Annotated in this window: 20 protein-coding genes and 1 tRNA gene; 6 read left to right on the top strand and 15 right to left on the bottom strand. The window is 70.1% G+C overall.

Translation table 11 applies throughout. The features are described from left to right. On the bottom strand, window positions 1-216 hold the full coding sequence (locus ACFUTX_RS02985; RefSeq protein ID WP_378860698.1) for a DUF4177 domain-containing protein: 216 nt from the start codon (window positions 214-216) through the stop codon (window positions 1-3). Between the two features lie 109 nt (window positions 217-325). Here ACFUTX_RS02985 and ACFUTX_RS02980 point away from each other — a divergent pair, with 109 nt between their 5' ends. From ACFUTX_RS02980 to ACFUTX_RS02960, 5 genes are all read left to right on the top strand, one after another. After that, a complete protein-coding gene (locus tag ACFUTX_RS02980; RefSeq protein WP_378860697.1) occupies window positions 326-3,100 on the top strand; it encodes a transglycosylase domain-containing protein in 2,775 nt (924 codons plus the stop codon). Next, a complete protein-coding gene (locus tag ACFUTX_RS02975; protein ID WP_378860696.1) occupies window positions 3,100-4,050 on the top strand; it encodes a metallophosphoesterase in 951 nt (316 codons plus the stop codon). Before ACFUTX_RS02980 ends, ACFUTX_RS02975 begins: the two co-directional genes overlap by 1 nt. Window positions 4,051-4,152: 102 nt before the next feature. Then, window positions 4,153-6,066 carry an LPXTG cell wall anchor domain-containing protein gene (locus tag ACFUTX_RS02970; RefSeq protein ID WP_378860695.1) on the top strand — a complete coding sequence of 638 codons (1,914 nt, stop codon included), beginning with the start codon at window positions 4,153-4,155 and terminating at the stop codon, window positions 6,064-6,066. Window positions 6,067-6,084: 18 nt separating this feature from the next. Further along, a tRNA-Pro gene (locus tag ACFUTX_RS02965) sits at window positions 6,085-6,158 on the top strand. A gap of 30 nt (window positions 6,159-6,188) precedes the next feature. Continuing rightward, window positions 6,189-6,953, top strand: a complete 765-nt coding sequence (locus tag ACFUTX_RS02960) for an HAD-IIB family hydrolase (protein WP_378860694.1) — start codon at window positions 6,189-6,191, stop codon at window positions 6,951-6,953. 7 nt (window positions 6,954-6,960) lie between these two features. Here the strand turns inward: ACFUTX_RS02960 and ACFUTX_RS02955 are convergent, their stop codons facing one another. Together ACFUTX_RS02955 and ACFUTX_RS02950 are read right to left on the bottom strand one after the other, a co-directional pair. Beyond that, the gene (locus tag ACFUTX_RS02955; RefSeq protein ID WP_378860693.1) at window positions 6,961-8,274 is read right to left on the bottom strand and encodes an alpha-hydroxy-acid oxidizing protein; all 1,314 of its coding nucleotides are present in this window, start codon (window positions 8,272-8,274) and stop codon (window positions 6,961-6,963) included. Window positions 8,275-8,288: 14 nt separating this feature from the next. After that, window positions 8,289-8,996, bottom strand: a complete 708-nt coding sequence (locus ACFUTX_RS02950; protein ID WP_378860692.1) for a FadR/GntR family transcriptional regulator — start codon at window positions 8,994-8,996, stop codon at window positions 8,289-8,291. Window positions 8,997-9,063: 67 nt separating this feature from the next. On the opposite strand from ACFUTX_RS02950, the gene ACFUTX_RS02945 reads away from it, so the two are divergent. After that, a complete protein-coding gene (locus ACFUTX_RS02945) occupies window positions 9,064-9,894 on the top strand; it encodes a DUF1295 domain-containing protein (RefSeq protein ID WP_378860691.1) in 831 nt (276 codons plus the stop codon). On the opposite strand, the gene galE is transcribed toward ACFUTX_RS02945, so the two are convergent. The 12 genes from galE to pta form a co-directional block, all read right to left on the bottom strand. Beyond that, window positions 9,879-10,898, bottom strand: a complete 1,020-nt coding sequence (gene galE / locus ACFUTX_RS02940) for a UDP-glucose 4-epimerase GalE (RefSeq protein ID WP_378860690.1) — start codon at window positions 10,896-10,898, stop codon at window positions 9,879-9,881. The two genes, ACFUTX_RS02945 and galE, sit on opposite strands and share 16 nt — an antisense overlap. Window positions 10,899-10,971: 73 nt before the next feature. Beyond that, the gene (locus ACFUTX_RS02935) at window positions 10,972-11,631 is read right to left on the bottom strand and encodes a thymidine kinase (protein ID WP_378860689.1); all 660 of its coding nucleotides are present in this window, start codon (window positions 11,629-11,631) and stop codon (window positions 10,972-10,974) included. A gap of 54 nt (window positions 11,632-11,685) precedes the next feature. Next, complete coding sequence (locus tag ACFUTX_RS02930) at window positions 11,686-13,185, bottom strand: malate:quinone oxidoreductase (protein WP_378861051.1); 1,500 nt, start codon at window positions 13,183-13,185, stop codon at window positions 11,686-11,688. A gap of 131 nt (window positions 13,186-13,316) precedes the next feature. Continuing rightward, window positions 13,317-14,387, bottom strand: a complete 1,071-nt coding sequence (locus tag ACFUTX_RS02925; protein WP_378860688.1) for an aspartate-semialdehyde dehydrogenase — start codon at window positions 14,385-14,387, stop codon at window positions 13,317-13,319. A 23-nt stretch (window positions 14,388-14,410) separates the two neighbouring features. After that, window positions 14,411-15,697: an aspartate kinase gene (locus tag ACFUTX_RS02920; RefSeq protein ID WP_378860687.1), complete on the bottom strand. Its 1,287-nt coding sequence runs from the start codon at window positions 15,695-15,697 to the stop codon at window positions 14,411-14,413. Between the two features lie 142 nt (window positions 15,698-15,839). Next, the gene (locus tag ACFUTX_RS02915; RefSeq protein ID WP_378860686.1) at window positions 15,840-16,808 is read right to left on the bottom strand and encodes a DMT family transporter; all 969 of its coding nucleotides are present in this window, start codon (window positions 16,806-16,808) and stop codon (window positions 15,840-15,842) included. Between the two features lie 174 nt (window positions 16,809-16,982). After that, a complete protein-coding gene (recR, locus tag ACFUTX_RS02910) occupies window positions 16,983-17,576 on the bottom strand; it encodes a recombination mediator RecR (protein WP_378860685.1) in 594 nt (197 codons plus the stop codon). A gap of 3 nt (window positions 17,577-17,579) precedes the next feature. Beyond that, on the bottom strand, window positions 17,580-19,769 hold the full coding sequence (locus tag ACFUTX_RS02905; RefSeq protein ID WP_378860684.1) for a DNA polymerase III subunit gamma and tau: 2,190 nt from the start codon (window positions 19,767-19,769) through the stop codon (window positions 17,580-17,582). Window positions 19,770-19,821: 52 nt separating this feature from the next. Then, on the bottom strand, window positions 19,822-22,341 hold the full coding sequence (locus ACFUTX_RS02900; RefSeq protein WP_378860683.1) for a glycoside hydrolase family 65 protein: 2,520 nt from the start codon (window positions 22,339-22,341) through the stop codon (window positions 19,822-19,824). Beyond that, on the bottom strand, window positions 22,338-23,063 hold the full coding sequence (locus ACFUTX_RS02895) for an HAD family hydrolase (RefSeq protein WP_378861050.1): 726 nt from the start codon (window positions 23,061-23,063) through the stop codon (window positions 22,338-22,340). Before ACFUTX_RS02895 ends, ACFUTX_RS02900 begins: the two co-directional genes overlap by 4 nt. Window positions 23,064-23,092: 29 nt before the next feature. Next, window positions 23,093-24,319, bottom strand: coding sequence for an acetate/propionate family kinase (locus tag ACFUTX_RS02890; protein ID WP_378860682.1), 1,227 nt, complete (start codon window positions 24,317-24,319; stop codon window positions 23,093-23,095). Further along, complete coding sequence (gene pta / locus ACFUTX_RS02885; RefSeq protein ID WP_378860681.1) at window positions 24,316-26,457, bottom strand: phosphate acetyltransferase; 2,142 nt, start codon at window positions 26,455-26,457, stop codon at window positions 24,316-24,318. The genes ACFUTX_RS02890 and pta overlap by 4 nt, the downstream gene beginning before the upstream one ends. Window positions 26,458-26,535 lie beyond the last annotated feature (78 nt).

Raw genomic sequence — 26,535 nt, 5'->3', positions numbered from 1 at the left:
TCACGACCCGTCGAACTGCCGGGCCGCCTGAGCCGCGGCATCCAGCCCCGCATTGGCCTGGCCGCCGCCGCTGGGACGCTTGAAGTACGCGACCAGCCCGCCCTCGGGTCCGGGCACGACCTGCACGAGCTCCCAGCCCTGCTTGCCCCAGTTGTTGAGGATCGCGGCGGTGTTGTGGATCAGAAGGGGCGTGGTGAGGTACTCCCACGTCGTCATCGCGGCTCCTCGAGTCGGCGAGCGGATCGGGCTGGTGAACGCTGGGAATCGCACCGCGGGCGCACGTCCGTCAGGGAATCGCCCAGGTAGTTCCCTTACGATCAACCCTATGCCTGATACCAATCGATCGGCTAGCGGTGTGCTCGGCGGTCTCGCCGGCCTCGTCGGCCTCAGCGCCGTCGCCGGTGTCCTCGTGGCCGCGACGGTCACTCCGGGGATCGCGTTGTCGGGTGCCGCCGCCTCGAGCGCCATCACGATGTTCGACAATCTGCCGAGCGTTCTCGACATCGACAAGCTGATGCTCCCGACGACCCTGTGGGTGAAGGCCGACCCCACGAAGGACGAGTACGTCGAGATGACGCAGTTCTACGACCAGAACCGCTCTCCCGTCGAATACAACGAGATCGCGCCCGTCATGTACGACGCCATCCTCTCCAGCGAAGACCCTCGCTACTACCAGCATGGCGGCGTCGACCTCATCGGAACGACCCGCGCCGTGCTGTCGAACATCCAGGGCGGCGGCGAGACCCAGGGCGGGTCGACGATCAGCCAGCAGTACGTCAAGAACATCCTCGTCCAGCGCTGCGAGGCCGAAGCCGAGACCGTCTACAAGAAGGACGACAACGGCGAGGTCGTCCTCGACGAGGATGGCGCGCCCGTCGTCGAGAAGACCCTCGATCAGGCCAAGCTCGACTGCTGGACCCAGGCGACCACGGCCGAGGGCTCCGACGGCATCCAGCGCAAGCTCCAGGAGATGCGCTACGCCATCTCGCTGGAGCAGAAGTACGACAAGGAGGACATTCTCCTCGGATACCTCAACATCGCGAACTTCGGCGGCACGACGTACGGCATCGACGCCGCCGCGAAGTACTACTTCGGCGTGGCGGCCAAGGACCTCTCGCTCGGCCAGGCCGCGACCCTCGCCGGCATCGTGCAGAACCCGAACACGTACCGCATCGACAAGCCGACGGGGTCGATCTTCGACGGCGACGGCGTCGGCTACAACAAGGCCGCCGACGGTCTGATCGACGACGTCAACCCCCAGCAGATCGCGGCCCTCACCTCGAAGCTCGAGGCCGGCGAGATCACCCAGGAGCAGTACGTCGCCGCGGCCGACGGCTACAGCGCGACCAAGGGGCGCCAGCTGTACGTGCTCAGCCGCATGCTCGACGACGGCAAGATCACGCAGGAGCAGTACGACGCGGCGGTCATCGAACCGATCGTGCCGAACATCACCGCTCCGAAGACGGGGTGCGCCGCCGCCACCAACCTCGAGTACTTCTGCCAGTACGTGCGCTACGTCATCGAGCGCGACCCGGCGTTCGGCGCGACCCCCGAGGAGCGCACCGAGAACCTCCGACGCGGCGGTCTCAACGTCTACGTCACGGCCGACATGCGCCTGCAGTACGAGGCTCAGACCGCCATGAACGCCAACGCGCCGACGTCCGTCGAGGGCGGCAAGTTCGGTGCCGCCACGGTGAGCATCGAGGCGACCACCGGCCGCATCCTCTCCATCGCGCAGAACACGAAGTTCAGCGAGTCGATCACCGACGACAACAACTACTCGTCCATCGTGTTCGCCGGAAACCGCCAGTTCGGGCAGTCCGACGGCTTCAACGCCGGGTCGACGTTCAAGCTGTTCACGCTCGTGGACTGGCTCGAGAAGGGCCACTCCGTCAACGAGGTGATCAACGGCCGCAACCGCATCATCCCCGAGTTCCCCGACTCGTGCGTGAACAACCCGGCCTACTACAACACCACCTACAACCCGAAGAACTTCAACAACCAGAGCGGCTACGTCGGAACGCCGATGCAGTTCACCCGCCAGTCGCTGAACACCGGCTTCATGGCGATGGCCGCCGAGCTCGACCTCTGCGACATCGGCAAGGCCGCCACGAAGATGGGCGTGACTCTGGCCACGGGCAAAGAGATCTCGATGATCGGCCCGAACCAGGTCATCGGCTCCGACGCGGTGTCGCCGATGGCGATGGCCGGCGCCTACGCGACCATCGCGAACAAGGGAATCTACTGCGAGCCCCAGGCGATCGATCGCGTCGTCGACTCCGAGGGGAACGAGCTCGCGAAGCCGAAGCGCTCCTGCAGCCAGGTCATCGACCCCGCGGTGGCAGCCACGGCCGCGTACGCGCTGGAAGGCGTCATGCGGGGCGGAACGGGCAACCAGGCCAACCCCTACGACGGCACGCCGCTGATCGGCAAGACCGGCACGCACGAAGAGACCCAGACCTGGATGATCGAGTCCAGCACGGCCGTCACCACGGCCGCGTGGGTCGGCAACGCCGAAGGGGAGATCCAGCTGCGCAACCAGTGGTACGCCGGTCGCACGCTGAACAACCTGCGGTACGTCCTGGCCTCGGGGCTCCAGCGCATGGCCAACCAGTTCTATCCGGGGACCAACTTCCCCGGACCCGACGGCAACCTGTCCCGCCAGGTCCTCACCGAGCTGCCCAACGTCGTGGGCAGGTCGATGGACGAGGCGCGCGGCATCCTGCAGAGCGCCGGCTTCCAGGTGATCGACGGCTCGCCGGTCGACTCCGACATGGCGGCGGGCCTCGTCGCGGCCCAGAGCCCGGGTGCGGGCATGGTCGCCGGCGGCACGACCGTCACGATCAGCCCCAGCAACGGACAGGGCATCGCGGTGCCCGACGTCTCCGGCCAGAGCCGTGGCGACGCGATCGGCGAACTCCGTTCGGCCGGGTTCGGAAACGTGCGCGAGTCGTGCGACGAAGACAAGGACGCACCGGAGGAGGGCCGTGCGACCGGCACCACACCGGGCGCCGGCACGGTCGTCAACCGCAACGCGGCGATCACCGTCGACTACGTCGCACGCAACTGCGGCGGCGGTGGCGGCGGCGGTAACGACTAGTGCCGACCGCGAGAGACGTCTCCCGCCCCGCCCTCATCGCGCTCAGCGCGGTGGGGGCGGTCGGCGCCGCGGCTGCGGCATGGGGCATCGGCGTCGAACGGCACCTGTTCACGGTGCGCTGGCACGAACTGGCGGTGCTCCCTGCCGGCGCTCGGCCGCTGCGCATCCTCCACGTCTCCGACGCCCACATGGCGCCGTGGCAGCGTCGCAAGCAGCGGTGGATCGCCGGCCTCGCCGAGCTCGAGCCCGACCTCGTCATCAACACCGGTGACAACCTCGGCCACGTCGAAGGGCTCCGCGGCCTCCGGGCCGCGTTCGATCCGCTGCGGGGCGTGCCCGGCTTCTTCGTGCACGGCTCCAACGACCACGTCGCGCCGTCACCACGCAACCCCTTCAAGTACTTCGCCGGACCGTCGAAGGCGAAGAGCCTGCAGACCGCGGAGCCGCTCGACACGCAGGCGCTCGACGGTTATCTCACCGACGATCTGGGCTGGCACGATCTCAACAACGCTGCCGCGTCGGCGGATGCCGCGGGCCACCGCATCGCCGCCTTCGGTGTGAGCGACGCCCACCGCGACTGGGACCGGCTGGATCTGCTGCCCGACCTGGTGTCGGGCGTCCGTGGGCGGGGTCCCGCACCCGACCTCACGCTGGGCGTGACTCACGCGCCCTACCGGCGGGTGCTGGACGGCTTCACCTCGCTGGGCGCCGACCTCATCTTGGGCGGTCACACGCACGGCGGCCAGGTGCGGATCCCGGGCTCCCCCGCCGCTCTCGTCGCGAACTGCGATATCCCCCTGCGCCAGGCCCGCGGCTTGAGCACCTGGCGCCACGACGGCCGCGTCGTCCCGCTGAACGTGAGCGCCGGGCTGGGGCATTCGATCTACGCCCCGGTGCGATTCGCCTGTCGTCCGGAAGCGTCGATGATCGTGCTCACGCCGCGCCCGTAGGGCGCAGCCGACCCTCCTCCACAAGCCGGAACCCCGCGCCCTCCTCCACCGAGTCGGCTCCCGACCGGATCCGCCACCTCCCGACCTCGCAGGATCGGGGGCATGCCACGAAACCATGCCCCCTCCCCTTCCGACAACTCCTCCTCTCGCCGCGCGACCGACGCTCGCATCTGGGCGGCGCTCCTCGCTGTCGTCCTCGCGCTCGTGACGGGCCTGGTCGGCGCCGCGCCCGCGCAGGCTGCGTCCCAGGGCGCCGGGTTCGGCACGTGGGCGCCGACGTCCGCCTACGGGTGGCACGGGTCCATGCTGGTGGGCGGCGTGCACACGTACTGCATCACCCCGGGCGCGGCGACTCCGGTCGGACCCTCCACCGACCGCGGCATCACCGGGAACGCGGCGGGGCTCTCGCCCGCTCAGCTGACCGGCATCAACGTGATCGTCACCAAGTACGGCCAGACGACCGACCCCGTGCAGGCGGCCGCCGTGTCGTGGGCGGTGAAGGCCGTCGCGGACTGGAACCGCACCCTCCACGCCTACGGCTATCCGGGCGACTCGCTGGCGGGCGCCGTGAACTGGACCTTCTCGAGTCTGTCGCCGCAGCACAACAAGGCCATCCAAGACAAGGCAGTGGCCTACTACGCCGAGGCCACGCGGGCGAAGCCGGTCACTTCTGCCGCGCGCATCCGTCTCACCACCGATCCCGCCGCGCCCACCTCCGGCACCGTGCGGGTCGACTCCGGCGCGGCCGCCACCGGCAAGATCACCCTGACCAACGCCGTGTTCGTCGCGAACGGCAAGCGCACGCTCGGCAGCGCCCGCACCGGCGTCGCCTACCCGATCCGAGCCACGCCCGCTTCGGAGGGCGCTCCGGTCACCGTCTCCGCGTCGGCGCGATTCACCGCCGGGCCCGCCGCCGCGGTCCGCCTCTTCACGACCCCGCAGGCGCAAGACACCGCCGGTCCGGGCGGCGAGGTCGTCCTGCAGGCCAAGACGACGGATGCCGCGCCCCGCGTCACCCCCTTCACGCCCTCGATCACCACGAACGTCGTCTCGCCGTATGCCGCCGGAGGCGCGTTCACGGACCTCGTGGACGTGCAGGCCGTCGATGGAACGTGGCCGCGCTCGAACGGGGGCTACGCGGCCCTTCGGGCGGAAGCGGACGTGTACGTCACCGACGCAGCCCCCGAGGAGGGCCAGCCGATGCCCGCCGATGCGTCGCTCGCGGGACGTCTGGAACTGGTGACGACGGCCGAGGAAGGCCCCGGCGCGTATCGCGTCGCGTCCGATTGGGGCATGGATCGCCCCGGCTACTACACCGCGGTGTGGACGATCCGGCGTGAGAACCAGTCCGACGAGGTCGCCTCCCGTCTGGCCGGCGGGTACTCGTGGACCGAGCGGTGGGGGGTGCCGAGCCAGATCGTCATGGTTCCCGACATCACGACGAAGGCGCAGGCGGAGGCGTCGACCGGCGACTCGATCTTCGACACCATCGTGGTGCGAGGCCCGATTCCGGCCGGTGGCGTGACCCTGACCGGCAGCGTGTACCGCGCGGTCGACGGCGTTGCGCCGGCCGACACCTGCGTGCCCGAGAACCTGATCTGGACCAGCGAGCCCGTGGCGGTCAGCACGCCGGGTGAGACGGTCGTGACCTCGCCGGGCGTGGAGACGGCGGGAACGTACTACTGGCAGGAACGCGCGGTCGACACCGCCGGTCGACTGGTGCACCTCGGGGCGTGCGGCATCGAGAACGAAACATCGCGGGTGTCGGAACCGGCGCCCAGCCCCTCGCCGACTCCGACGCCCGACAGCACTCCGAATCCCACGCCGACCATGATCCCCCCGGCCTTCCCGCCGTCGGACGAGCCTTCGGCGACCCCCGGCACGCTGCCCGCGACCGGGCTCGACGAGACCACGATCGGTCCGCTGGCCGGAGGAGCCGCGCTCCTCCTCGCCGTCGGGGCGGCTCTGATCGCGATGCGCCGACGACGGTTCGGAGCACAGCGTCCGATCGGTTAGACTCGGAGGGTTGCAAAACGGGGTGTGGCGCAGCTTGGTAGCGCGCGTCGTTCGGGACGACGAGGCCGCAGGTTCAAATCCTGTCACCCCGACCGAATGAGAGTGACGAGGCGAGGAGCACAGTGAAGACTCCTCGCCTCGTCGCCTTCGACCTCGACGACACGCTGGCACCCTCGAAGAGCGCCATCGACCCGCGCATCGGCGATCTCCTCGTGGCCCTCGCCGAGCGCGTCGAGGTGGCGATCATCTCCGGCGGGCAGCTCGCCCAGTTCACCGCTCAGGTGGTCGACCGGCTGCCGGATGCCTCGGCCGGCGCCCTCTCGCGACTGCACCTGCTCCCCACGTGCGGCACCCAGTATTACCGCCTCACCGCCGACGGAGTGGTCACGGTTTATGCGCACTCCCTCACCGACGACCAGAAGACGCGCGCGCTGACCGCCGTCGAAGAAGAAGCGCGGCGGCTCGGCCTGTGGGAAGCCGAGACGTGGGGAGACATCCTCGAAGACCGTGGTTCGCAGATCACGTTCTCGGCGCTCGGGCAGCGCGCCCCGCTGGACGCCAAGACCGCATGGGATCCGACGGGCGAGAAGAAGAACGCTCTGCGCGCCGCGGTCGCCGAGCGCCTTCCCGACCTCGAGGTGCGCTCCGGCGGCTCCACCTCCGTCGACATCACCCACCGCGGGATCGACAAGGCTTACGGCATGCGACAGCTCGCGGCGCAGACCGGGATCGAGCTCGACGACATGCTGTTCGTCGGCGATCGCCTCGACCCCGACGGCAACGACTATCCTGTGCTGGCCATGGGAGTCGCGTGCCAGGCGGTGGACGGCTGGGAAGAGACCGCCGATTTCCTCGACGGCCTGATCCCGACGCTGCCCTCCCGCTGACCTCGGCTCAAGCCCGCGCCCGGCCTTTCGCCGCCCCGGCCGTGGCACGCACCCGCGGCGCTCCCCCGCCCATCGCTTCCGCGGGGGCACCGGCCAACGGCATCAGGCGGGTCAGCTGCGTGACGTGCGTCGGCTCGAGCTCGGCGAGGGTCGCGAGACCGAGGAGCTTCATCGTGCGCTCGATCTCGTCGCGGAGGATGGCGATCGTGCGGTCGACCCCGGCACGTCCGCCGGCCATCAGACCGTACAGGTAGGCACGGCCGATCAGGGTGAACTTCGCCCCGAGCGCGATCGAGGCCACGATGTCGGCGCCGTTCATGATGCCCGTGTCGATCATCACGGTGGCGTCCTTGCCCACCTCCTGCACCACCTTCGGCAGCAGGTGGAACGGAATCGGCGCCCGGTCCAGCTGACGACCGCCGTGGTTGGACAGGATGATGCCGTCGACCCCGGCGTCGACCAGCCGCACGGAGTCCTCGACGTTCTGCACGCCCTTGACGACGATCTTCCCGGGCCACAGGTCACGGATCACGGCCAGGTCGTCGTAGCTGATCGTCGGATCCATCGCCGAGTTCAGCAGCTCGCCCACGGTCCCGCCCGTGGTCGACAGCGAGGCGAACTCCAGTTTCGGGGTGGTGAGGAAGTCGTACCACCACCACGGTCGCGGGATGGCGTTCACGATGGTCCCCACGGTCAGCTGCGGCGGAATCGAGAACCCGTTGCGCTTGTCGCGCAGACGCGCCCCCGCCACGGGCGTGTCGACGGTGAACTGCAGCGTGTCGAAACCGGCCTCGGCGGCGCGCCGCGCGAGGCCATAGGAGATCTCGCGGTCGCGCATCACGTACAGCTGGAACCAGTTGCGCCCGTGCGGGTTCGCGGCCTTGACGCCCTCGATCGAGGTCGTGCCGAGGGTCGACAGTGTGAACGGGATGCCGGCGGCACCCGCGGCCGATGCACCTGCCGCCTCCCCCTCCGTCTGCATGAGGCGGGTGAAGCCGGTGGGGGCGATCCCGAACGGCAGCGCACTCGGACCGCCGAGGATCTCCACTGACGTGTCGACCTCGGGCGCGGGACGGAGGATGCCCGGGTGGAACTCGATGTCTTCGAACGCCTGGCGCGCACGGGCGAGCGACAGCTCGCCCTCGGCCGCGCCGTCGGTGTAGTCGAACGCCGCCTTCGGCGTGCGCCGCTTCGCGATCGCGCGGAGGTCGTAGATCGTGAGTGCCGCGTCGAGGCGGCGCTTCCTGCCGTTGAACTCGGGCTTCTTGAACCGCATCAGCTCGAGCAGCTCGGCGGGATGGGGCAGCTGGCGCTGGACCATGTGATGTCGTTCCTTCAGGTCGTGCCGCGGGCGAGGCCCGCTTCGGCGTAGTAGCCCGTGATGTGGGCGTGGATCAGCGTGCGCGCGGTGGCGGCATCGCCGCCGTCGACGGCGCCGAGGATCGCACGATGCTCGGCGCGGAGGCGTGCGGCCGTGGCATCCCAGTCCCCGATCGCCTCGGCGCCCGCGCGCACGTAGGTCTCGATCGCGCTGCGAAGGCCCGCCATCATCGCGGCGATGACGAGATTTCCGGATGCCTCGGCCAGCGCCAGATGCAACTGGGCGTCCAGGACGAGGAACTCGGCGGGGGTGAGATCGGCGGCATCCATCGCGTCGACCACCTCGCGCGCGGCGCGGATGTCGCGCGTCTCGTCGTCGGCGAGGGCATCGACGACAGCCGACTCGAGCACGAGTCGGGTGCGCACCACATCGTCGAACGGGAAGCCCTGTGCGGCGACCTGCAGACGCAGGAGCGCCGACAGCCCTCCCTGCGGAGTGGCGATGATGATCGCCCCCGACGAGGGCCCCGAGCCGGTGCCGGTGCGGATGAGCCCCATGACCTCGAGCACCCGGAGGGCCTCGCGGACGCTCGACCGACCGACGCCGAGGTTCGCCGCCAGCTCGCGCTCGGGCGGCAGCCGGTCGCCGGGACGAAGTCGCCCTTCGAGGAGATCGGTTTCGATGCGCTCGAGGACGACCTGCCAAGCGCGTGCTTCGGGCATGGACACCTCCTGTGGTCGGACCACACTATCGTGTGGTCCGACCACATGCAAGGGCTACTCTGACGCCATGGACCCCCTCGTCATCGTCCTCATGGTCGCGGCGGCCGCGTCGGCGTTCTGCTGGATCGCGTCGCTCCTCACCGCCGACACCTCGTGGGTCGACCGGCTCTGGTCGGTCGTGCCCGTCGTCTATGTCTGGATCTTCGCGGGCGCGGCGATCACGACCGGGCAGGACCCGGCCCGGCTCCTCCTCATGGCGGTCCTGGTCACCGCATGGGGCGCGCGGCTCACGTTCAACTTCGCCCGCAAGGGCGGCTACACCGGCATGGAGGACTATCGGTGGGCGATCCTCCGCGAACGCATGACGCCGCGGCAGTTCCAGGTCTTCAACCTGCTGTTCATCGTGCTGTATCAGAACGCCCTTCTCGTGCTGATCACCCTTCCGGCATACATCGCGTGGCAGCATCCGTCAGCCCTCTCGGGCTGGGATGTCGCGTTCGGCCTCCTGTTCGCCGCGTTCCTGGTCGGTGAGTTCATCGCGGACCAGCAGCAGTGGGACTTCCACCAGGCGAAGAAGCGCGCCGGCGGCACCCTCGAGCCGGGATTCGTCGCCACCGGCCTCTTCGCCTTCAGTCGGCACCCGAACTTCTTCTTCGAGCAGGCGCAGTGGTGGACGTTCTACGCGATCGGGGCGGTCGCCGCCGCGCTCACCGGCGGCGGCTGGCTCAACTGGACGATCATCGGCCCCGCGCTGCTGACGGCGCTCTTCATCGGGTCGACGATCTTCACGGAGTCGATCTCCGCCTCGAAGTACCCCGCGTACGCGGAGTACCAGCGCTCGACATCGATGCTGGTGCCGCTCCCCCGCCGCCGAAGCCGGCGTCAGGCTCCCGCGTAGCCGTTCGGGTTCTGCGTCTGCCACGTCCAGTAGTCGCGGCAGGCGTCGTCGATCGTGAGGCGGGTCGACCAGCCGAGCTCGCGCTGGGCCTTCGCCGGGTCGGCGTACGTGGCGGCGACGTCGCCTGGGCGGCGCGGCGCCACCCGGCGAGGGATGTCGCGACCGCTGGCACGCTCGAACGCCGCGATGAGCTCGAGCACGCTCACGGGCTCGCCGGTGCCGAGGTTGTACACCTCGTAGCCGGGCGATGCCTGCTCCAGAGCGGCGACGTGACCCGAGGCGAGGTCGCTGACGTGGATGTAGTCGCGGAGGCCGGTGCCGTCGGGTGTGTCGTAGTCGGACCCGAACACCGCCACCTCGGGAAGGGCGCCGATGGCCACCCGGGAGACGAACGGCATGAGGTTGTTCGGGATGCCGTGCGGGTCCTCGCCGATGAGACCGGAGGGGTGCGCGCCCACGGGGTTGAAGTAGCGCAGGCTCACCGCGCGCAACTGCGGATCCGCGGCCGCCGCGTCGGAGATGATCTCCTCGATGATCCGCTTGGTCTTGCCATAGGGATTCGCGAGGTCGATGCCGGTCGGCGAGTCCTCGGTCAGCGGGAGCGCCTCGGGTGTGCCGTAGACGGTCGCCGAACTGGAGAAGACGATCGTGTGGATGCCCTCGGCGGCCATGACCTTCAGCAGAGCGATCGAGGTGCCGACGTTGACGTCGTAGTAGCGCACCGGCTCGGCCACCGACTCGCCGACCGCCTTCAGCCCGGCCAGGTGCACGACCGCGTCCACGGGAGCGTGCTCGCGGACGAAAGCCGTGAGCGCGTCGACGTCTCTCACGTCGGCCACGAGGGTCGGGACCGTCGCGCCGGTGATCCGCTCGACCCGTCGGACCGCTTCGACGCTGGTCCCCGACATGTCGTCGATGATCAGCACGTCATGGCCGGCCTCGATGAGGGCGATCGCCGTGTGCGCGCCGATGTAGCCGGCGCCGCCGGTCAGGAGTACTCGCATTCCCCCAGCCTACGACGGTGGCCCGGACTGCCCCGACGGGTCAACCGCCCTGACCGGTCGGCCGCCCGACGGGTCAGCCGCCCAGGATTCGCCCGCCCGACTCGCGCAGATAGCACTCGGCGCACATCGACTCGTACGTGACGCGGTCGGCGGAGAGCTCGTCGATGGCCACCTGGTCGCCGTCGAAGACGAACCGGCCGCCCACCAGGCGGGCGTTGAAGAGCGCCTTGCGTCCGCAGCGGCAGATGGTCTTGAGCTCTTCGAGACTGTGCGCCAGCTCGAGCAGTCGACGCGATCCCGGGAACGCCTGCGTCTGGAAGTCGGTGCGGATCCCGTAGGCGAGCACCGGGATGCCGTCGAGGACGACGATCCGGAGCAGGTCGTTGACCTGGGCAGGGGTGAGGAACTGCGCTTCGTCGATGAGCAGGCACGCGACGTCGGGGGCGGCTCCGGTCGCCGCCGACTCGGGGATGAGGGCGTCTTCGGCCCGCGACTGCACGCGTGCCCGATGCTGGGCGAACAGCGCCCGCAGGTCGGCGTCAGGACCGATGAGGAAGTCGACGGTGCGCTGGACGCCGAGGCGGCTGGAGATCTGGTCGGCGCCCTTGGTGTCGACCTCGGGCTTGGCCAGCAGCACGTGCTGCCCGCGCTCCTCGTAGTTGTAGGCGGCCTGCAGCAGCGACGTGGACTTGCCGGAGTTCATCGCGCCGTAGCGGAAGTACAGTTTGGCCACCCGGCGAGTCTACGGAAGTCGCGGAGCGACCGGCGCGGGAGGCACCACCGGGCGTCAGGCGGTGAGCGCCAGCGCCTCCGCGGTCTTCGCGAGCGTCTCCTCGGCCACGTCGGGACGCGTGTTCAGGGTCTCGCCGTAGCTGGGGATGAGCTCGCGCAGGCGCGGCTCCCAGCCGTCGATGCGGTCCGGGAAGCACGTCTTCAGGAGGCCGAGCATGATGGAGACGGCGGTGGAGGCTCCGGGCGACGCACCGAGGAGGCCGGCGATCGTGCCGTCGGCGCCGGTGACGACCTCGGTGCCGAACTGCAGCACGCCCCCCTTCTCGGGGTCCTTCTTCATCACTTGGGCGCGCTGACCGGCCTGGATGAGCGTCCAGTCCTCGTCCTTCGCGGTCGGCATGAAGGTGCGCAGGCTGTCGACCTTCTTGCGGTGGTTCTTGAGCAGCTCGCCCACGAGGTAGGAGATGAGCGACGGGTTGTCCCACGCCACCTTCAGCATCGGCCCGAGATTGTGCGCGCGCACCTGGGTGACGATGTCGAGGATCGATCCGTTCTTGAGGAACTTCGGACTGAAGGTCGCGAACGGACCGAACAGGAGGGATGCCTCGCCGTCGACGACACGCGTGTCGAGGTGCGGCACCGACATCGGCGGTGCGCCGACCGAGGCCTGCGAGTACACCTTGGCCTTGTGCTGGGCGACGATCGCGGGGTTCGTGGTCTGGAGGAACTGCCCGCCGATCGGGAAGACGCCGTAGCCCTTGATCTCGGGGATGCCGGACTTCTGCAGCAGCTTGAGGGCCCAGCCGCCGGCGCCGACGAAGACGAAGCGGGCGCGCAGCTCACCGGGCGTGCGGCCGACGGTGCGCCGGAACTTCACGCCCCAGGTGCCGTCGGAGAGGCGCTTGAGGCCGCGCACCTCGGTGTTCGTGCGCACGTCGGCGCCGTTCTCGGCCAGGTGCGCGAGCAGCTGACGCGTCAAGGAGCCGAAGTCCACGTCGGTGCCGGAGGGCACCCGCGTCGCGGCGAACGGCTCGCCCTTGCGGCGCTTCTGCATGAGCAGGGGCGCCCACTGGTTGATGACGCGCGAGTCCTCGCTGTACTCCATCCCCGCGAACAGGGGCTGGTCCTTGAGCGCCTCGTAGCGCTTCTTCAGATACGCGACGTCCTTCTCACCGCGCACGAACGTCATGTGCGGGGCGGAGTTGATGAAGGTCGAGGCGCCGTCGAGCACGCCGGCTTCGACGAGCGACGCCCACAGCTGCCGGCTCTGCTGGAACTGCTCGTTGATCGACACCGCCTTGGTCGGGTCGATCGAGCCGTCCTTGCCCTCGGGCGTGTAATTGAGCTCGCACAGCGCCGCGTGGCCGGTGCCGGCGTTGTTCCAGGCATTCGAGCTCTCGAGGGCGACATCCGACAGCCGCTCGAGCACCGCGATCCTCCACGACGGCTGCAGCTCCTGCAGCAGCGTCCCGAGCGTGGCGCTCATGATCCCGCCGCCGATGAGGACCACGTCGAACGTGCCCTCGGGGAGGTCGCTGTCGTCAGGGTGAGGCAGAGCGTCGGTGGGCGTTTCGGTCACCCGACGATTCTAGTTCGGCTGAGGCATCCCTCCGGCCGCCGCCCTGCCCGGCGCACCGCAAGAACCGCCGTTCTTGCGTGCGAGGAAAAGGGGGAACGGATGCCTCGTCAGGCGCGTGCGCCGAGCGAGGCCGCCACGACCTCGGCGATCTGCACGGCGTTGAGCGCCGCGCCCTTGCGCAGGTTGTCGTTCGAGATGAACAGCACCAGGCCCTTGCCCTCGGGCGCGGACTGGTCGGCACGGATGCGTCCGACGTAGCTGGGGTCGTTGCCCGCGGCCTGAAGCGGCGTGGGCACATCTTCGAGCGCGACGCCCGGAGCCGAGGCGAGGATGTCGCGGGCCCGTTCGGGGGTGATGTCGCGCGCGAACTCGGCGTGGATCGACAGCGAGTGACCGGTGAAGACCGGCACGCGCACGCAGGTGCCGGCGACCCGCAGGTCGGGCAGCTCGAGGATCTTGCGGCTCTCGTTGCGGAGCTTCTTCTCCTCGTCGGTCTCATTGAGGCCGTCGTCGACCAGGTTGCCGGCCAGCGGGATCACATCGAACGCGATCGGCGCGACGTACTTCTCGGGCTGGGGGAAGTCGACGGCGGCGCCGTCGTGCACGAGGTCGAGCGTGCGGCCCTGCGCCAGCACCCCCTCGACCTGGCCGAGCAGCTCCTGCGCACCGGCGAGACCCGATCCGCTCACCGCCTGGTAGGTCGAGACGATGAGGCGCTCGAGGCCCGCTTCGGCGTCGAGGACCTTGAGCACGGGCATGGCGGCCATGGTCGTGCAGTTGGGGTTGGCGACGATCCCCTTCTTCGCCTCGGCGATCGCGTGGGGATTCACCTCGCTGACCACGAGCGGCACCTCGGGATCCATGCGCCACGCGCTGGAGTTGTCGATCACCAGCGCGCCGGCCTCGGCGAACCGGGGCGCGTGGGCGCGGCTGCCCGTGGCTCCGGCCGAGAACAGCGCGATGTCGATGCCCGACGGGTCGGCGGTGGCGACGTCTTCGATGACGACCGTCTCGCCGGCGAACTCGACGGCGGTGCCCGCCGAGCGCGCGGTCGCGAACAGGCGGATCTCGCGGATCGGGAAGTTGCGCTCGATGAGGATCTCGCGCATCACGGTGCCGACCTGGCCGGTGGCGCCGACGACGGCGACGGAGAGTCCTGAATCGGAGATGCGGGTCATGGCTGAATCCTAACTTCTGACGGTCAGCGGCCGGTGCCGGCGTAGACGACGGCGTCGGCGTCGCCGTCGAGCCCGTACGCGGTGTGCACGACCCGGGCCGCCTCGGCGATGTCGTCGCCGCGGACGACGACCGAGATGCGGATCTCGGACGTCGAGATCATCTCGATGTTGATGCCCGAGACGCTCAGGGCTTCGAAGAGCGTGGCGGACACCCCGGAGTGCGTGCGCATCCCGGCCCCGACCACCGAGAGCTTTCCGATCTGGTCGTCGTGGACGAGGCTCTCGAACCCGACCTCGGCCTGGTCGGCGGCGAGGGCCTTGAGAGCCGTCGCGGCGTCGGTCTTCGGCAGGGTGAATGAGATGTCGGTGCGTCCGGTGGCGGCGGCCGACACGTTCTGCACGATCATGTCGACGTTCGCGCCGGACTTCGCGACGACCTTGAAGATCTCGGCCGCCTTGCCGGGAACGTCGGGCACGCCGATCACCGTGATCTTCGCCTGGCTGAGGTCGGTCGCGACGCCCGCGACGATGGGCTCTTCCATGTCATCTCCTGGTTCGCCGTCGGGAAGGCTCATCCCCGGGCCGAGCACATAGGTGCCGACGCCCGAGCTGAACGTCGAGCGCGCGTGGATCAGCACGCCGTGGCGGCGCGCGTACTCGACGGCGCGGATGTAGAGGACCTTCGCGCCGTTGGCCGACAGCTCGAGCATCTCTTCGCTGGTGATGGTCGTGAGCTTGCGCGCCTTCGGGACGACGCGGGGGTCGGCCGTGAAGATGCCGTCGACGTCGCTGTAGATCTCGCAGGCGTCGGCGTCGAGCGCCGCGGCCAGCGCGACCGCGGTCGTGTCGGTGCCACCGCGGCCGAGCGTGGTGATGTCGCGGGTGTCGCGGTTGAAGCCCTGGAACCCGGCGACGATGACGATCGCGCCCTCGTCGAGGGCCTCGCGCAGGCGGATCGGGGTCACGTCCACGATGCGGGCGGCTCCGTGGTCGGCGGTCGTGATCATGCCCGCCTGGCTGCCGGTGAACGAGCGGGCCTCGAAGCCCATCGAGTGGATCGCCATCGCGAGGAGCGCCATCGAGATCCGCTCTCCGCTGGAGAGCAGCATGTCGAGTTCCCGCGGCGCGGGGATGGGCGCGACCTGCCCGGCGAGGTCGAGCAGCTCGTCTGTGGTGTCGCCCATCGCGCTCACGGCCACCACGACGTCATGACCGGCACGACGGGTGTCGACGATCCGCTTCGCGACCCGCTTGATGCTCTCGGCGTCCGCGACCGACGACCCGCCGTACTTCTGGACGATCAGCGCCACGTGCAACTCCCGCTCGCGCCGGTGGACGGCGCGATGAATCCGACGGTGCGGCGGAGGGATGCCGCATCCTCCGTCCATCTTACGGACGCGGCCATGCGCGCCCGGCCATGTGACCGCCGCCCGGGCGGGCCGCCGATCCCGCTCATCCGGGGGCGACCGGCGGAAGCTCCGCCTCCGTTTCGGGCCTGCGCACGGGGTCGGGCCCGCCGTCGTGGTCGCGGGCGCGGAGGGTGCCGCCCGTCGCAGCCAGCCAGCATCCGGCGATGACGAGCGGGAAGCCGATGAGGAGACCGACGGTCAGCGGCTCGCTCAGGATGATTGTGCCGAGCACGATGGCCACGACGGGGTTCACGTAGGTGAAGAGCGGCGCGCGCACGGGTCCGACCCGGGCGATCAGCGCGAAGAACACCATGAACGCGATGGCGGTGCAGACGACGCCGAGCGCGACGAGCGCGACGGTGCTGTCGACGGTGGGCACCTCGTGCTGGGTGAGCAGCGCGATCGGCAGGTAGAAGATGCCGACGGCGAAGAGCGAGAGCGTGATCGTGCCGAGCGACGGGACGTCGCCGAGCTTGCGGGCCACGATGAACGGCGCGATCGCATAGAGGACGGCCACGAGGAGCACCTCGCCGACCGCGACGAGCCCTCCCCCGCCGTCGATCGCCAGTCCCGGACCGGCGACGATCACGGCGACGCCCGCGAACCCGACGACGAGACCGATCGCGCGAGCGGGGCGCAGCACGGAGCGGTCACCGCCGCCGAAGGCGATGAGCGCGGCGAACAGCGGAACGGTCGCGACGAGAAGTCCCGTCAGTCCCGACGGCAGGGTCTGCTCGGCGTGCCCCAGGAGCAGGAACGGACCGGCCATCTCGATGGCGCCGAAAGCCAGCACCCAGCCGATCTTCGAGAACGCCGGGCGCAGTGCCCGCTGCCGCAGGGCGAACGGGAGGAGGATGAGCGCGCCGATGAGGGTGCGGCCGGCGACCACGGCCGCCGGCGAATAGGAGTCGACCGCCTGCTTGATGAACAGGTACGGGATGCCCCAGACCACGGCCATGATGGCGAAGAGCACCCACGCTCGTGCGTCGAAGCGCTGGACGGTGCCGTTCATCTCGTCACCGCCGGTTTCGCGTTCCGGGCACGGGCGGATCTCACGTGGGCGGTCACGTCGTCTCTCTCATGGTTCAAGCCTGCCGTCCGGAGCGGACGGCGGCGACGGGGACGCCCGCCAATCTACGGCCGATATCGGACATGGTCGCCTGTCGGACGTCGTGGCGGGACGGGGTCAGACCGAGCGGCGGCCCTCGAAGGCCCGGCCGAGCGTCACCTCGTCGGCGTACTCGAGGTCGCCGCCCACCGGCAGTCCCGACGCGAGCCGGGTGACCGAGATCTCGAGCGTGTGGAGCAGGCGGCTGAGGTAGGTGGCGGTCGCCTCGCCCTCGAGATTGGGATTGGTCGCGAGGATGACCTCCTGCACCGTGCCGTCGGCGAGCCGCTGCATGAGCTGGGTGATGCGCAGGTCGTCGGGGCCGATGCCGGCGATCGGGCTGATCGCCCCGCCGAGCACGTGGTACAGCCCGCGGAACTCCCGGGTGCGTTCGATCGCGGCGACGTCTTTGGCGTCTTCGACCACGCAGATCAGCGACTGGTTGCGACGCGGATCACGGCAGATCGAGCAGCGATCCTGCTCGGACACGTTCCCGCACACTTCGCAGAACCGCACCTTGTCGCGCACCTCGGCGAGGAGCTGCGCCAGGTGCGACACGTCGAAGTTCGGGGTCTGGAGGATGTGGAACGCGATGCGCTGAGCGGACTTCGGTCCGATGCCGGGGAGACGCCCGAACTCGTCGATCAGGTCTTGGACGATGCCGTCGTACATGGGCTAGCTGAACCTCGTCGGCGGCTCGTACGGCTCTTCGCGGACGAAGGTCGCGCCGAGCATCTGCCGCACGACGGCCTCGCCGTAGCGCTGCACGCCGTTGTTGCGGGTGGAGACGACGGGCGCGAGCGGCGGCGCGACGACCGGGGGAACCGGGACGTCGGCGGCGGCATCCGGCGTCTCCTCGACCTCGTCTTCGTCACGATCGATCGACGAGACCACGTCGGCCGCTCGAAGGACGTCGCCTTCGCGGGCCGGCGCGAGCGTAGCGGTGCGCGTGCGTGCCGCGGCCTCTTCGGGTTCGTCGTCGACCGCGAACTGCCCCGCCGCCGACATGACGGACGGCCCCGGGTCGGGCGGCGGAGCGTCGTCGTCGGAGGGAATGGGCGCGACGGCCCACTCGGTGACGGGCGCGGCAGCCGCGGGCGCGGACGCACGCGCGGGCGCGGCCGGTGCGCTCGGTGCCCCTCCGCGAGCCGGCGCGGCGGGCGGCACGGGTGGTGTGGACGGCGGCGCGGCGGGCGCGGACGGCTGGGGGGCGCCGCCGGGTGCGTCGTGCTTCGCGAGGTACTTCACGCGGATGCCGAGCACGGCGAGGATCGCCTGGCGCAGGTCTTCGCTCGGGCCTCCGCCGGCCGCGCGCTGCTTGAACTTGGTCACATCGGCCTGACTGCCGAACGCGAGCGTCAGCACGTCGTCGTCGAGCGCGGCGACCTCGGCGTTGGACGCGAGGAGCCACGAGGTGCGGCTGATGTCTTCGAGGCGGGCGAGCACCTCGGGCCACGCGTCGCGCATGCGCTGGACCGTGATCGGACCGCTCGGGGCGGGCGGCGCTGCGGGCGGGGGCACGGCCGCAGCGGGGCCGGATGCCGTCGCCGCCTCCGCGGCGGCGGGGGCGGATGCCTCGGCCCCCGCCGAGAGGACCGGCTCAGGCTCGCGTGCCGAACCCGGCGACGGAGGCGTCGCGGGCGCGGTCGGAGCCGCGACGGGCGTGGTGACGCCGGCCGTCGGCGCAGGGCCTCGCTCGACGACAGCGCCGGAGCGCTCGACCGGCACCGGTGCGACCTGCGACGCCGCGGGGGTCGCGGCATCCGTCCCGCTGGCGAGCACGCGAGCCACCATGAGCTCGAGCTGGAGGCGGGGCGACGTCGCGCCGGTCATGTCGTCGAGGGTCGTGATCACGAGGTCGGCGGTGCGGGAGAGGCGCGCGGTGCCGAAGGCGTCGGCCTGACGCTGCATGCGCATCAGGTCTTCGGCGGAGACGCCGCGCAGCACCGCCGCCGCGCCCTGGCCCGTGGCGGCGACGACGATGAGGTCGCGGAGCCGCTCGAGCAGGTCGTCGACGAACCGGCGCGGGTCCTGCCCGGTCTGCACGACCCGATCGGCAGCGGCGAAGGCTTCGGCGGCGCTGCCCGAGGCGAAGGCGTCGACCACCTCGTCGAGCAGTTCGGCGTGCGTGTACCCGAGCAGCGCCACGGCGCGCTCGTAGACGACCTTGCCGTCTTCGGACCCCGCGATCAGCTGGTCGAGCAGCGACAGCGTGTCTCGCGGCGAGCCGCCACCGGCCCGCACGACGAGGGGCAGCACGCCCGCCTCGACGTCGACGTGCTCCTGCTCGCAGAGCGACTGGACGTACTCGAGCATCGCGCCCGGCGGCACCAGGCGGAACGGGTAGTGGTGGGTGCGCGACCGGATCGTGCCGATGACTTTCTCGGGCTCGGTGGTCGCGAAGATGAACTTGACGTGGTCGGGCGGCTCTTCGACGAGCTTCAGCAGGGCGTTGAAGCCCTGCGGGGTGACCATGTGCGCCTCATCGAGGATGAAGATCTTGAAGCGGTCGCGGGCCGGAGCGAAAACGGCCCGCTCCCTGAGGTCACGGGCGTCGTCGACGCCGTTGTGGCTGGCGGCGTCGATCTCGACCACGTCGAGCGACCCGCCACCGCCCCGCCCGAGCTCGACGCAGCTGTCGCACGTGCCGCAGGGGGTGTCTGTCGGACCCTGCGCGCAGTTGAGGCAGCGCGCGAGGATGCGCGCCGACGTGGTCTTGCCGCACCCGCGAGGACCGGAGAACAGATAGGCGTGCCCGACCCGGTCGCCGCGCAGCGCGGTCATGAGCGGCTCGGTGACCTGAGACTGCCCGATCATCTCGCCGAACGACTCGGGCCGGTATCGGCGGTAGAGGGCGGTGGTCACCCCGACAGCCTACGGCCAGCCGGCGACATCGGGAGAGGCGGCCGCGTGGCCGTCACAGCGCATCCGCGCCGTGCTCGATGTCGGCCGTCCCGACGATGATCGGAATCGACGAGGTCACCGTGGGCACCGAGGCCGACAGGTACGACCCGTCCTCCCGCTGCACGTCGGTCAGCTGCTTCAGAGTGGGGCGCCCAGGGATCACGACGCCCTGCCCGTCGAGCGGCACCGAGACCGTCTCCCCGGGGCCGACGACGTATCCGGTACCCCGCACGCTGAAGCCGACCGGATCTCCCTCGGACGCCTGCACCCGCAGCTGGTCGCGGGTGATCGAGATGTCGAGCCTCGTGCCGTGCCAGTGCAGCACGAACGACAGCTCGGGCCAGTCGGCGGGCAGCCGCGGGTCGAACGACAGCTCGCCGAAGTGGTCGCGCATGCCGCCGAATCCCGACACCAGAGCGGTCCACACTCCCCCGGCGGAGGCGACGTGCACACCGTCGGAGGCGTTGTGATGCAGATCGGCGAGGTCGACGAAGATCGACTCGCGGAAGTACTCCAGCGCCAGGTCCTGGTAGCCGACCTCCGCGGCGAGGATGGCCTGCACGACCGCCGAAAGCGTCGAGTCGCCGGTGGTGAGCGGGTCGTAGTACTCAAAGTCGGCCAGCTTGTCCTCGTCCGAGAAGTGGTTGCCCTGGAGGAAGAGCGCCAGCACGACGTCCGCCTGCTTGAGCACCTGGTAGCGGTAGATCACCAGCGGGTGGAAGTGCAGCAGCAGCGGACGCTTGTCGGCCGGGGTGTTCTCGAGATCCCAGATCTCGCGCTCGAGGAACACGTGGTCCTGCGGATGGATGCCCAAGGCGGGGCTGAACGGGATGTGCATCGCCTCGGCGGCGCGCTCCCATCCCTCGGGCTCCGCCGGGTCGAGTCCGAGGCGGTCGACCATCTTGCGGTAGTCCTCGCCGTCGATCTCGGCCATGTCGCGCACGGTGCGGGCCGCGAAGCGCAGGTTGAACCGCGCCATCACGTTCGTGAACAGATTGTCGTTCACGACGGTCGTGTACTCGTCGGGGCCCGTCACGCCGTGGATGTGGAAGGTCTCCTCGCCGGCGCCGTCCACCTGCCGCCAGAAGCCGAGCGTGGCCCACAGCCTGGCGGTCTCGACGGCGATGTCGACGCCCTCGCGATGGAGGAACTCGACGTCGCCGGTCGCGCGCACGTACTTGGCCAGCGCGAAACTGACGTCGGCGTTGATGTGGTACTGCGCCGTGCCGGCGGCGTAGTAGGCGGATGCCTCTTCCCCGTTGATCGTCCGCCAGGGGAAGAGCGCGCCGTGCTCGTTGAGCTGGAAGGCCCGGCGGCGTGCTGCGGGGAGCATGAGGTACCGCATCCTCAGCGCGTTGCGCGCCCACAGCGGCGTCGTGTAGGCCAGGAACGGCAGGACGTAGATCTCGGTGTCCCAGAAGTAGTGGCCGCTGTACCCGGACCCCGTCATGCCCTTGGCGGGAACGCCCATGCCGTCGGCGCGGGCGGCCGCCTGAGCCAGCTGGAACAGGCACCAGCGGGTGGCCTGCTGCAGGTCGTCGTGCCCGGCGATCCGCACGTCCGAGCGGCTCCAGAACCCGTCCAGCCACTCCCGCTGCGCCGCGCGGAAGCCGTCGACGCCGATGCGCCGGGCGCGGTCGAGCGCGCGCCGTCCGCGGTCGACGAGCTCGCGCGCGGGGACGCCGCGCGAGGTGTGGTAGCTCACGATCTTCGTCACCCGCACCGGCACGCCCGCCTTCGCCTGCACGCGGAAGACGTTCTTGGCGATGTCGGGTTCGACGAGGTAGCGGGAGTCGTACTCGTTGTCGGTCTCGATGGTGTGATCGGCCACGACCGAGATCGTCATCCCCGACTCGCTGACGCGGTACGACAGCGCCGTGCGGTCGCCGCCCTGCCAGTACTCCTGCGGCTCGAGCACGCGCTCGTGGAACTTCTCGGTCTTGCGCGGGTCGAACCCGGCGCGCTGCTGCCTCCCCGGTGTGCCGCCGTAGACGTCCTCGCCGTCCTGGCGGTTCAGCAGCTGGCAGCTCACCGTGACCGGCGCGTCGGCGTTGAGGACGGTGACCTCGACCGTCATCACCGCGATGTGCTTCTCGTCGAACGAGATGAGGCGCTCGAAGTCGATCCGCACGTCCTTGCCGGACGGCGTCGCCCAGAGGATGTGCCGGCGGAGCACCCCGTCGCGCATGTCGAGCACCCGCTCGTACTCGCGGACGTCGGCCAGGTCGAGCGAGAGCGGCTCGTCGTCGACGTAGACGCGCATCACCTTGGCGTCGGGCGCGTTGACGATGGTCTGACCGACCTCGGCGAACCCGTAGGCCTGCTCGGCATGACGGATGGGGAAGGTCTCGTGGAAGCCGTTGACGAAGGTGCCGTGCTCCTGCGCGTGGCGCCCCTCGGGGTGGTTTCCGCGCATGCCGAGGTATCCGTTGCCGAGGGCGAACAGCGTCTCGGTGACGCCGACGTCCTCCAGGTCGAACGAGGTCTCGACGAGCCGCCACGGGTCGACGGGGAACCGGTCGCGATCCATCATCGGGTGAACTCCTCGAGGTCGTGCACGACGACGTCGGCTCCGGCATCCCGCAGCGCGTCGGCGCCCGCGCCGCGGTCGACGCCCACGACCAGCGCGAAGCCGCCGGCCGAGGCGGACGCCACGCCGCTCAGCGCATCTTCGACCGCGGCGCTGCGTGCCGGATCGACGCCCAGCATGCGGGCCGCCTCGACGAACACGTCGGGCGCCGGCTTGGAGGCGAGGTGGTCGCGCTCGGCGATCACCCCGTCCATGACGACCGTGAAGCGGTCGCGGATGCCGGCGACCTGCAGCACCTCTTCGGCGTTCTTGGAGCTCGAGACGACCGCGACGGTCGTGCCTGCTGCGGCGAGCGCGTCCAGCAGCGCGAGCGACCCGGGGTACGGCGCGATGCCCTCGTCTCGCAGCACCTTCTCGAACACGACGTTCTTGCGGTTGCCGATGCCGCAGACGGTGTCGGCGGTGACCGGGTCGGACGGGTCGCCCCAGGGCACTTCGATGTCGCGCGACCGCAGCAGCGCGGCGACGCCGTCGTAGCGCTTCTTGCCGTCGAGGTGGTCGAAGTAGTCGCGCTCGGTGTACGGCGGAGTGATCTCCCACGCCGCGAAAAGGTCGGTGAACATCGTCTCCCACGCGTGCATGTGCACCTCGGCGGTGGGCGTCAGGACGCCGTCGAGGTCGAAGAGAACGGCGTCGTAGTCGGTGAGATCGGGCAGAGAATCCATCGGCACGCATACAGCGTAACGAGGGCGTGTTACGTGCGCGCGACGCTGAGCGTCTGACGTGCGATCTCGAGCTCTTCGTCGGTGGGCACGACGAGCACGGTCACCGGCGAGGCATCCGTCGAGATGATCCGGATGCCGCGGCCCGGCGCGAGATTGCGGTCGTCGTCGATGTGCACGCCGGCGAAACCGAGCGTCTCGAGCGCCGCCGACCGCACGAACGGCGCGTTCTCGCCGACGCCCGCCGTGAAGGAGATGACATCGGCGCCGCCGAGCTGCGCCAGGTAGGCGCCCGCGTATGCCCGCAGCCGATGGACGTAGACCTGGTACGCGAGGATGGCGTGCTGGTCGCCGGCCTCGATCGCCGCGCGGATGTCGCGCAGATCGGCCGACCCGGCGAGTCCGAGCATGCCGCTGCGCTTGTTGAGCAGGTCGTCGAGGTCGTCGATCGACATGCCGCCGCGCCGCGCGAGATGGAACAGCACGGCGGGGTCGAGGTCTCCCGACCGGGTGCCCATGACCAGACCTTCGAGCGGGGTGAAGCCCATCGAGGTCTCGACCGAGCGCCCGCCGTCGATCGCCGTCACCGACGCGCCGTTGCCGAGGTGGAACACGATCTGCTTGAGCTCGGTGACCCGGCGTCCGAGGAAGGCAGCCGCGGACTCGCTGACGAACTTGTGCGACGTGCCGTGGAACCCGTAGCGGCGGATGCGGTGGGAGGCGGCGACCTTCGCGTCGATCGCGTAGGTGTACGCCTCGGGCGCAAGGGTCTGATGGAAGGCGGTGTCGAAGACGGCCACGTGGGGCACGTCGGGGAACGCCTTCTTCGCCGCGACGATCCCCGCAAGGTTGGCCGGGTTGTGCAGCGGCGCGAGCACCGACAGCTCGTCGATGTTGATCTCGACGAGGGGGGTGATCAGGGTCGGCTCGAAGAACCTCGCCCCACCGTGGACGACCCGGTGGCCGACCGCGATCGGGCGGTGGTCGTCGAGCGAGGGTCCGTCGCCGGCGAAGGCGTCGAGCATCACCTGGAAGCCGGCCGTGTGGTCGGGAATCGGCAGCTCGCGGGTGTAGGTGGCGTCGGTGTAGGTCGCGGCGGGACCGTCGGTCGCGGGTGCCGTGACCGTGTGGGTCGCGCGACCGACCGCTTCTCCGATGCGCTCGACGAGTCCCGAGGCGAGTGTGGTCTCGGCGTCCATGTCGATCAGCTGGTACTTGAAGGACGAGGAGCCGCTGTTGACGACCAGCACCGGGGTCATGCGCGGGCCGCCTGGGCCTGGATGGCGGTGATGGCGATGGTGTTGACGATGTCGTCGACCAGCGCGCCTCGCGACAGGTCGTTGATCGGCTTGTTGAGCCCCTGCAGCACCGGCCCGATCGCGACGGCTCCGGCCGATCGCTGGACCGCCTTGTAGGTGTTGTTGCCGGTGTTGAGGTCGGGGAACACGAACACCGTGGCACGGCCGGCGACCTGCGACCCCGGCATCTTCGCCGCCGCGACGGCGGCATCCGCCGCCGCGTCGTACTGGATCGGCCCTTCGACGAGCAGCTCGGGCGCGCGCTGTCGCACGAGCGCGGTCGCGTCGCGCACCTTCTCGACATCGGCGCCCGATCCCGACTCGCCGGTCGAGTACGACAGCATCGCGATGCGCGGGTCGATGCCGAAGCGGGTGGCCGTCGCGGCGGAGGAGATCGCGATGTCGGCCAGCTGCTCGCTGGTCGGGTCGGGGATCACCGCGCAGTCGCCGTACACGAGCACGCGGTCGGCGAGGGCCATGAGGAAGACGCTCGACACCACCGAGACCCCCGGCTTGGTCTTGATGATCTCGAAGGCCGGGCGGATCGTGTGCGCCGTCGTGTGCGCGGCGCCCGAGACCATGCCGTCGGCGAGGCCGAGGTGCACCATGAGCGTGCCGAAGTACGACACGTCGGTGACGGTGTCGGCGGCCTGCGCCAGCGTGACTCCCTTGTGCGCGCGCAGCCTCGCGTACTCTTCGGCGAACTTGTGCACGTGGACGGCGTCGAACGGGGACAGGACCTCGGCTCCCTGGATGTCGATGCCGAGCTCGATGGCGCGCGCCTTCACCTCGAACGGCTCGCCGAGGATCGTGAGGTCGGCGATCCCCCGCTTGAGCACGGTCGCGGCGGCCCGCAGCACGCGGTCGTCGTCGCCCTCGGGCAGCACGATGCGCTTGCGCTCGGCCCGGGCCTGCTCGATCAGCTGGAACTCGAACATCAGCGGCGTCACGACGGTCGCGCGCGCGACCCCGAACGCCTGCAGCAGCTCGCCGGTGTCGACGCTCTGCTCGAACAGGGCCAGGGCGGTGTCGTAGCGCCGCTGCGAGTCGGCGGCGAGGCGCCCGCGCGTCGTCATGATGCGCGCAGCGGTCTCGTACGTGCCGAGGTCGGTCGTCACGATCGGCACATTCGACCCCAGGCCGTCGAGGAGGCGCGTGACGGGCTCGGGAAGCTCGAAGCCGCCGTTGAGCACGATGCCCGAGATCGAGGGGAACGTGCCCGAGGCGTTCGCCAGCAGGGTCGCCAGCAGCACCTCGGAGCGGTCCGCCGGGATCACGACCACCGCTCCCTCGAGCAGGCGCGGGAGGACGTTGACCATCGACATGCCGGCGACGACGACCGCGAGCGCCTCGCGCGTGAGACGGTCGGGGTCGCCCGCGAGCAGGCTGCCCTCGACCGATCGCATGATGCCGCGCATGGACGGCGCGACGAGGAACCGGTCTTCGGGGATCGCCCACACGGGGATCCGGTCGGCGGCGGCGACACCCGATGCCTCGACGGACCGGCGGATCGCCTGGATCGTCTGCTCGGCCTCCGCGGGTTCGGCGCGGTTCGCGACCACGGCGAACAGCTCGGCCCGGCCGTGGGCCAGCTCGGCCAGCGCGAGATCGGCGATCTTGCCCATCTCGGCCGGGGTCCTGGGGAGAGAGGACCCGAGCTGCTCGGGCTGCGTCTGCCCTTCGGCCGAGCGCCCTCCGAGCACGAGCAGGACGGGCGCGCCGAGGTTCGCGGCGATGCGGGCGTTGTAGGCGAGCTCGGCGGGGCTGCCCACGTCGGTGTAGTCGCTGCCGAGGATCACGACCGCGTCGCACTGAGCCTCGACGGCCTTGTAGCGCTCGACGATCGTCGCGAGCGCGGCATCCGGATCATGTCGCACGTCGTCGTAGGTGACGCCCACGCACTCGTCGTAGGGCAGATCGACGCCGTCGTGGTCGAGCAGCATCTCGAGCACGTAGTCGCGCTCGACCGTGGAGCGCGCGATGGCGCGGAAGACGCCGACCCGGGGGGTCGCGTGACTCAGGGCGTCGAGCACTCCGAGTGCGACCGTCGACTTGCCGGAGTGGCCTTCTGCCGAGGTGATGAAGATGCTCCGTGCCACGCTTCAACCCTATTGAGGGAACGGATGCCGCGGCCAGCCGCAGCGGAAGCTGTGGACAATCCCGGCGGATGCACAGCC

The organism is Microbacterium sp. NPDC057407, assembly GCF_042803895.1.
Lineage (GTDB): Bacteria > Actinomycetota > Actinomycetes > Actinomycetales > Microbacteriaceae > Microbacterium.
This window is presented reverse-complemented; position numbering and strand designations above follow the sequence as displayed.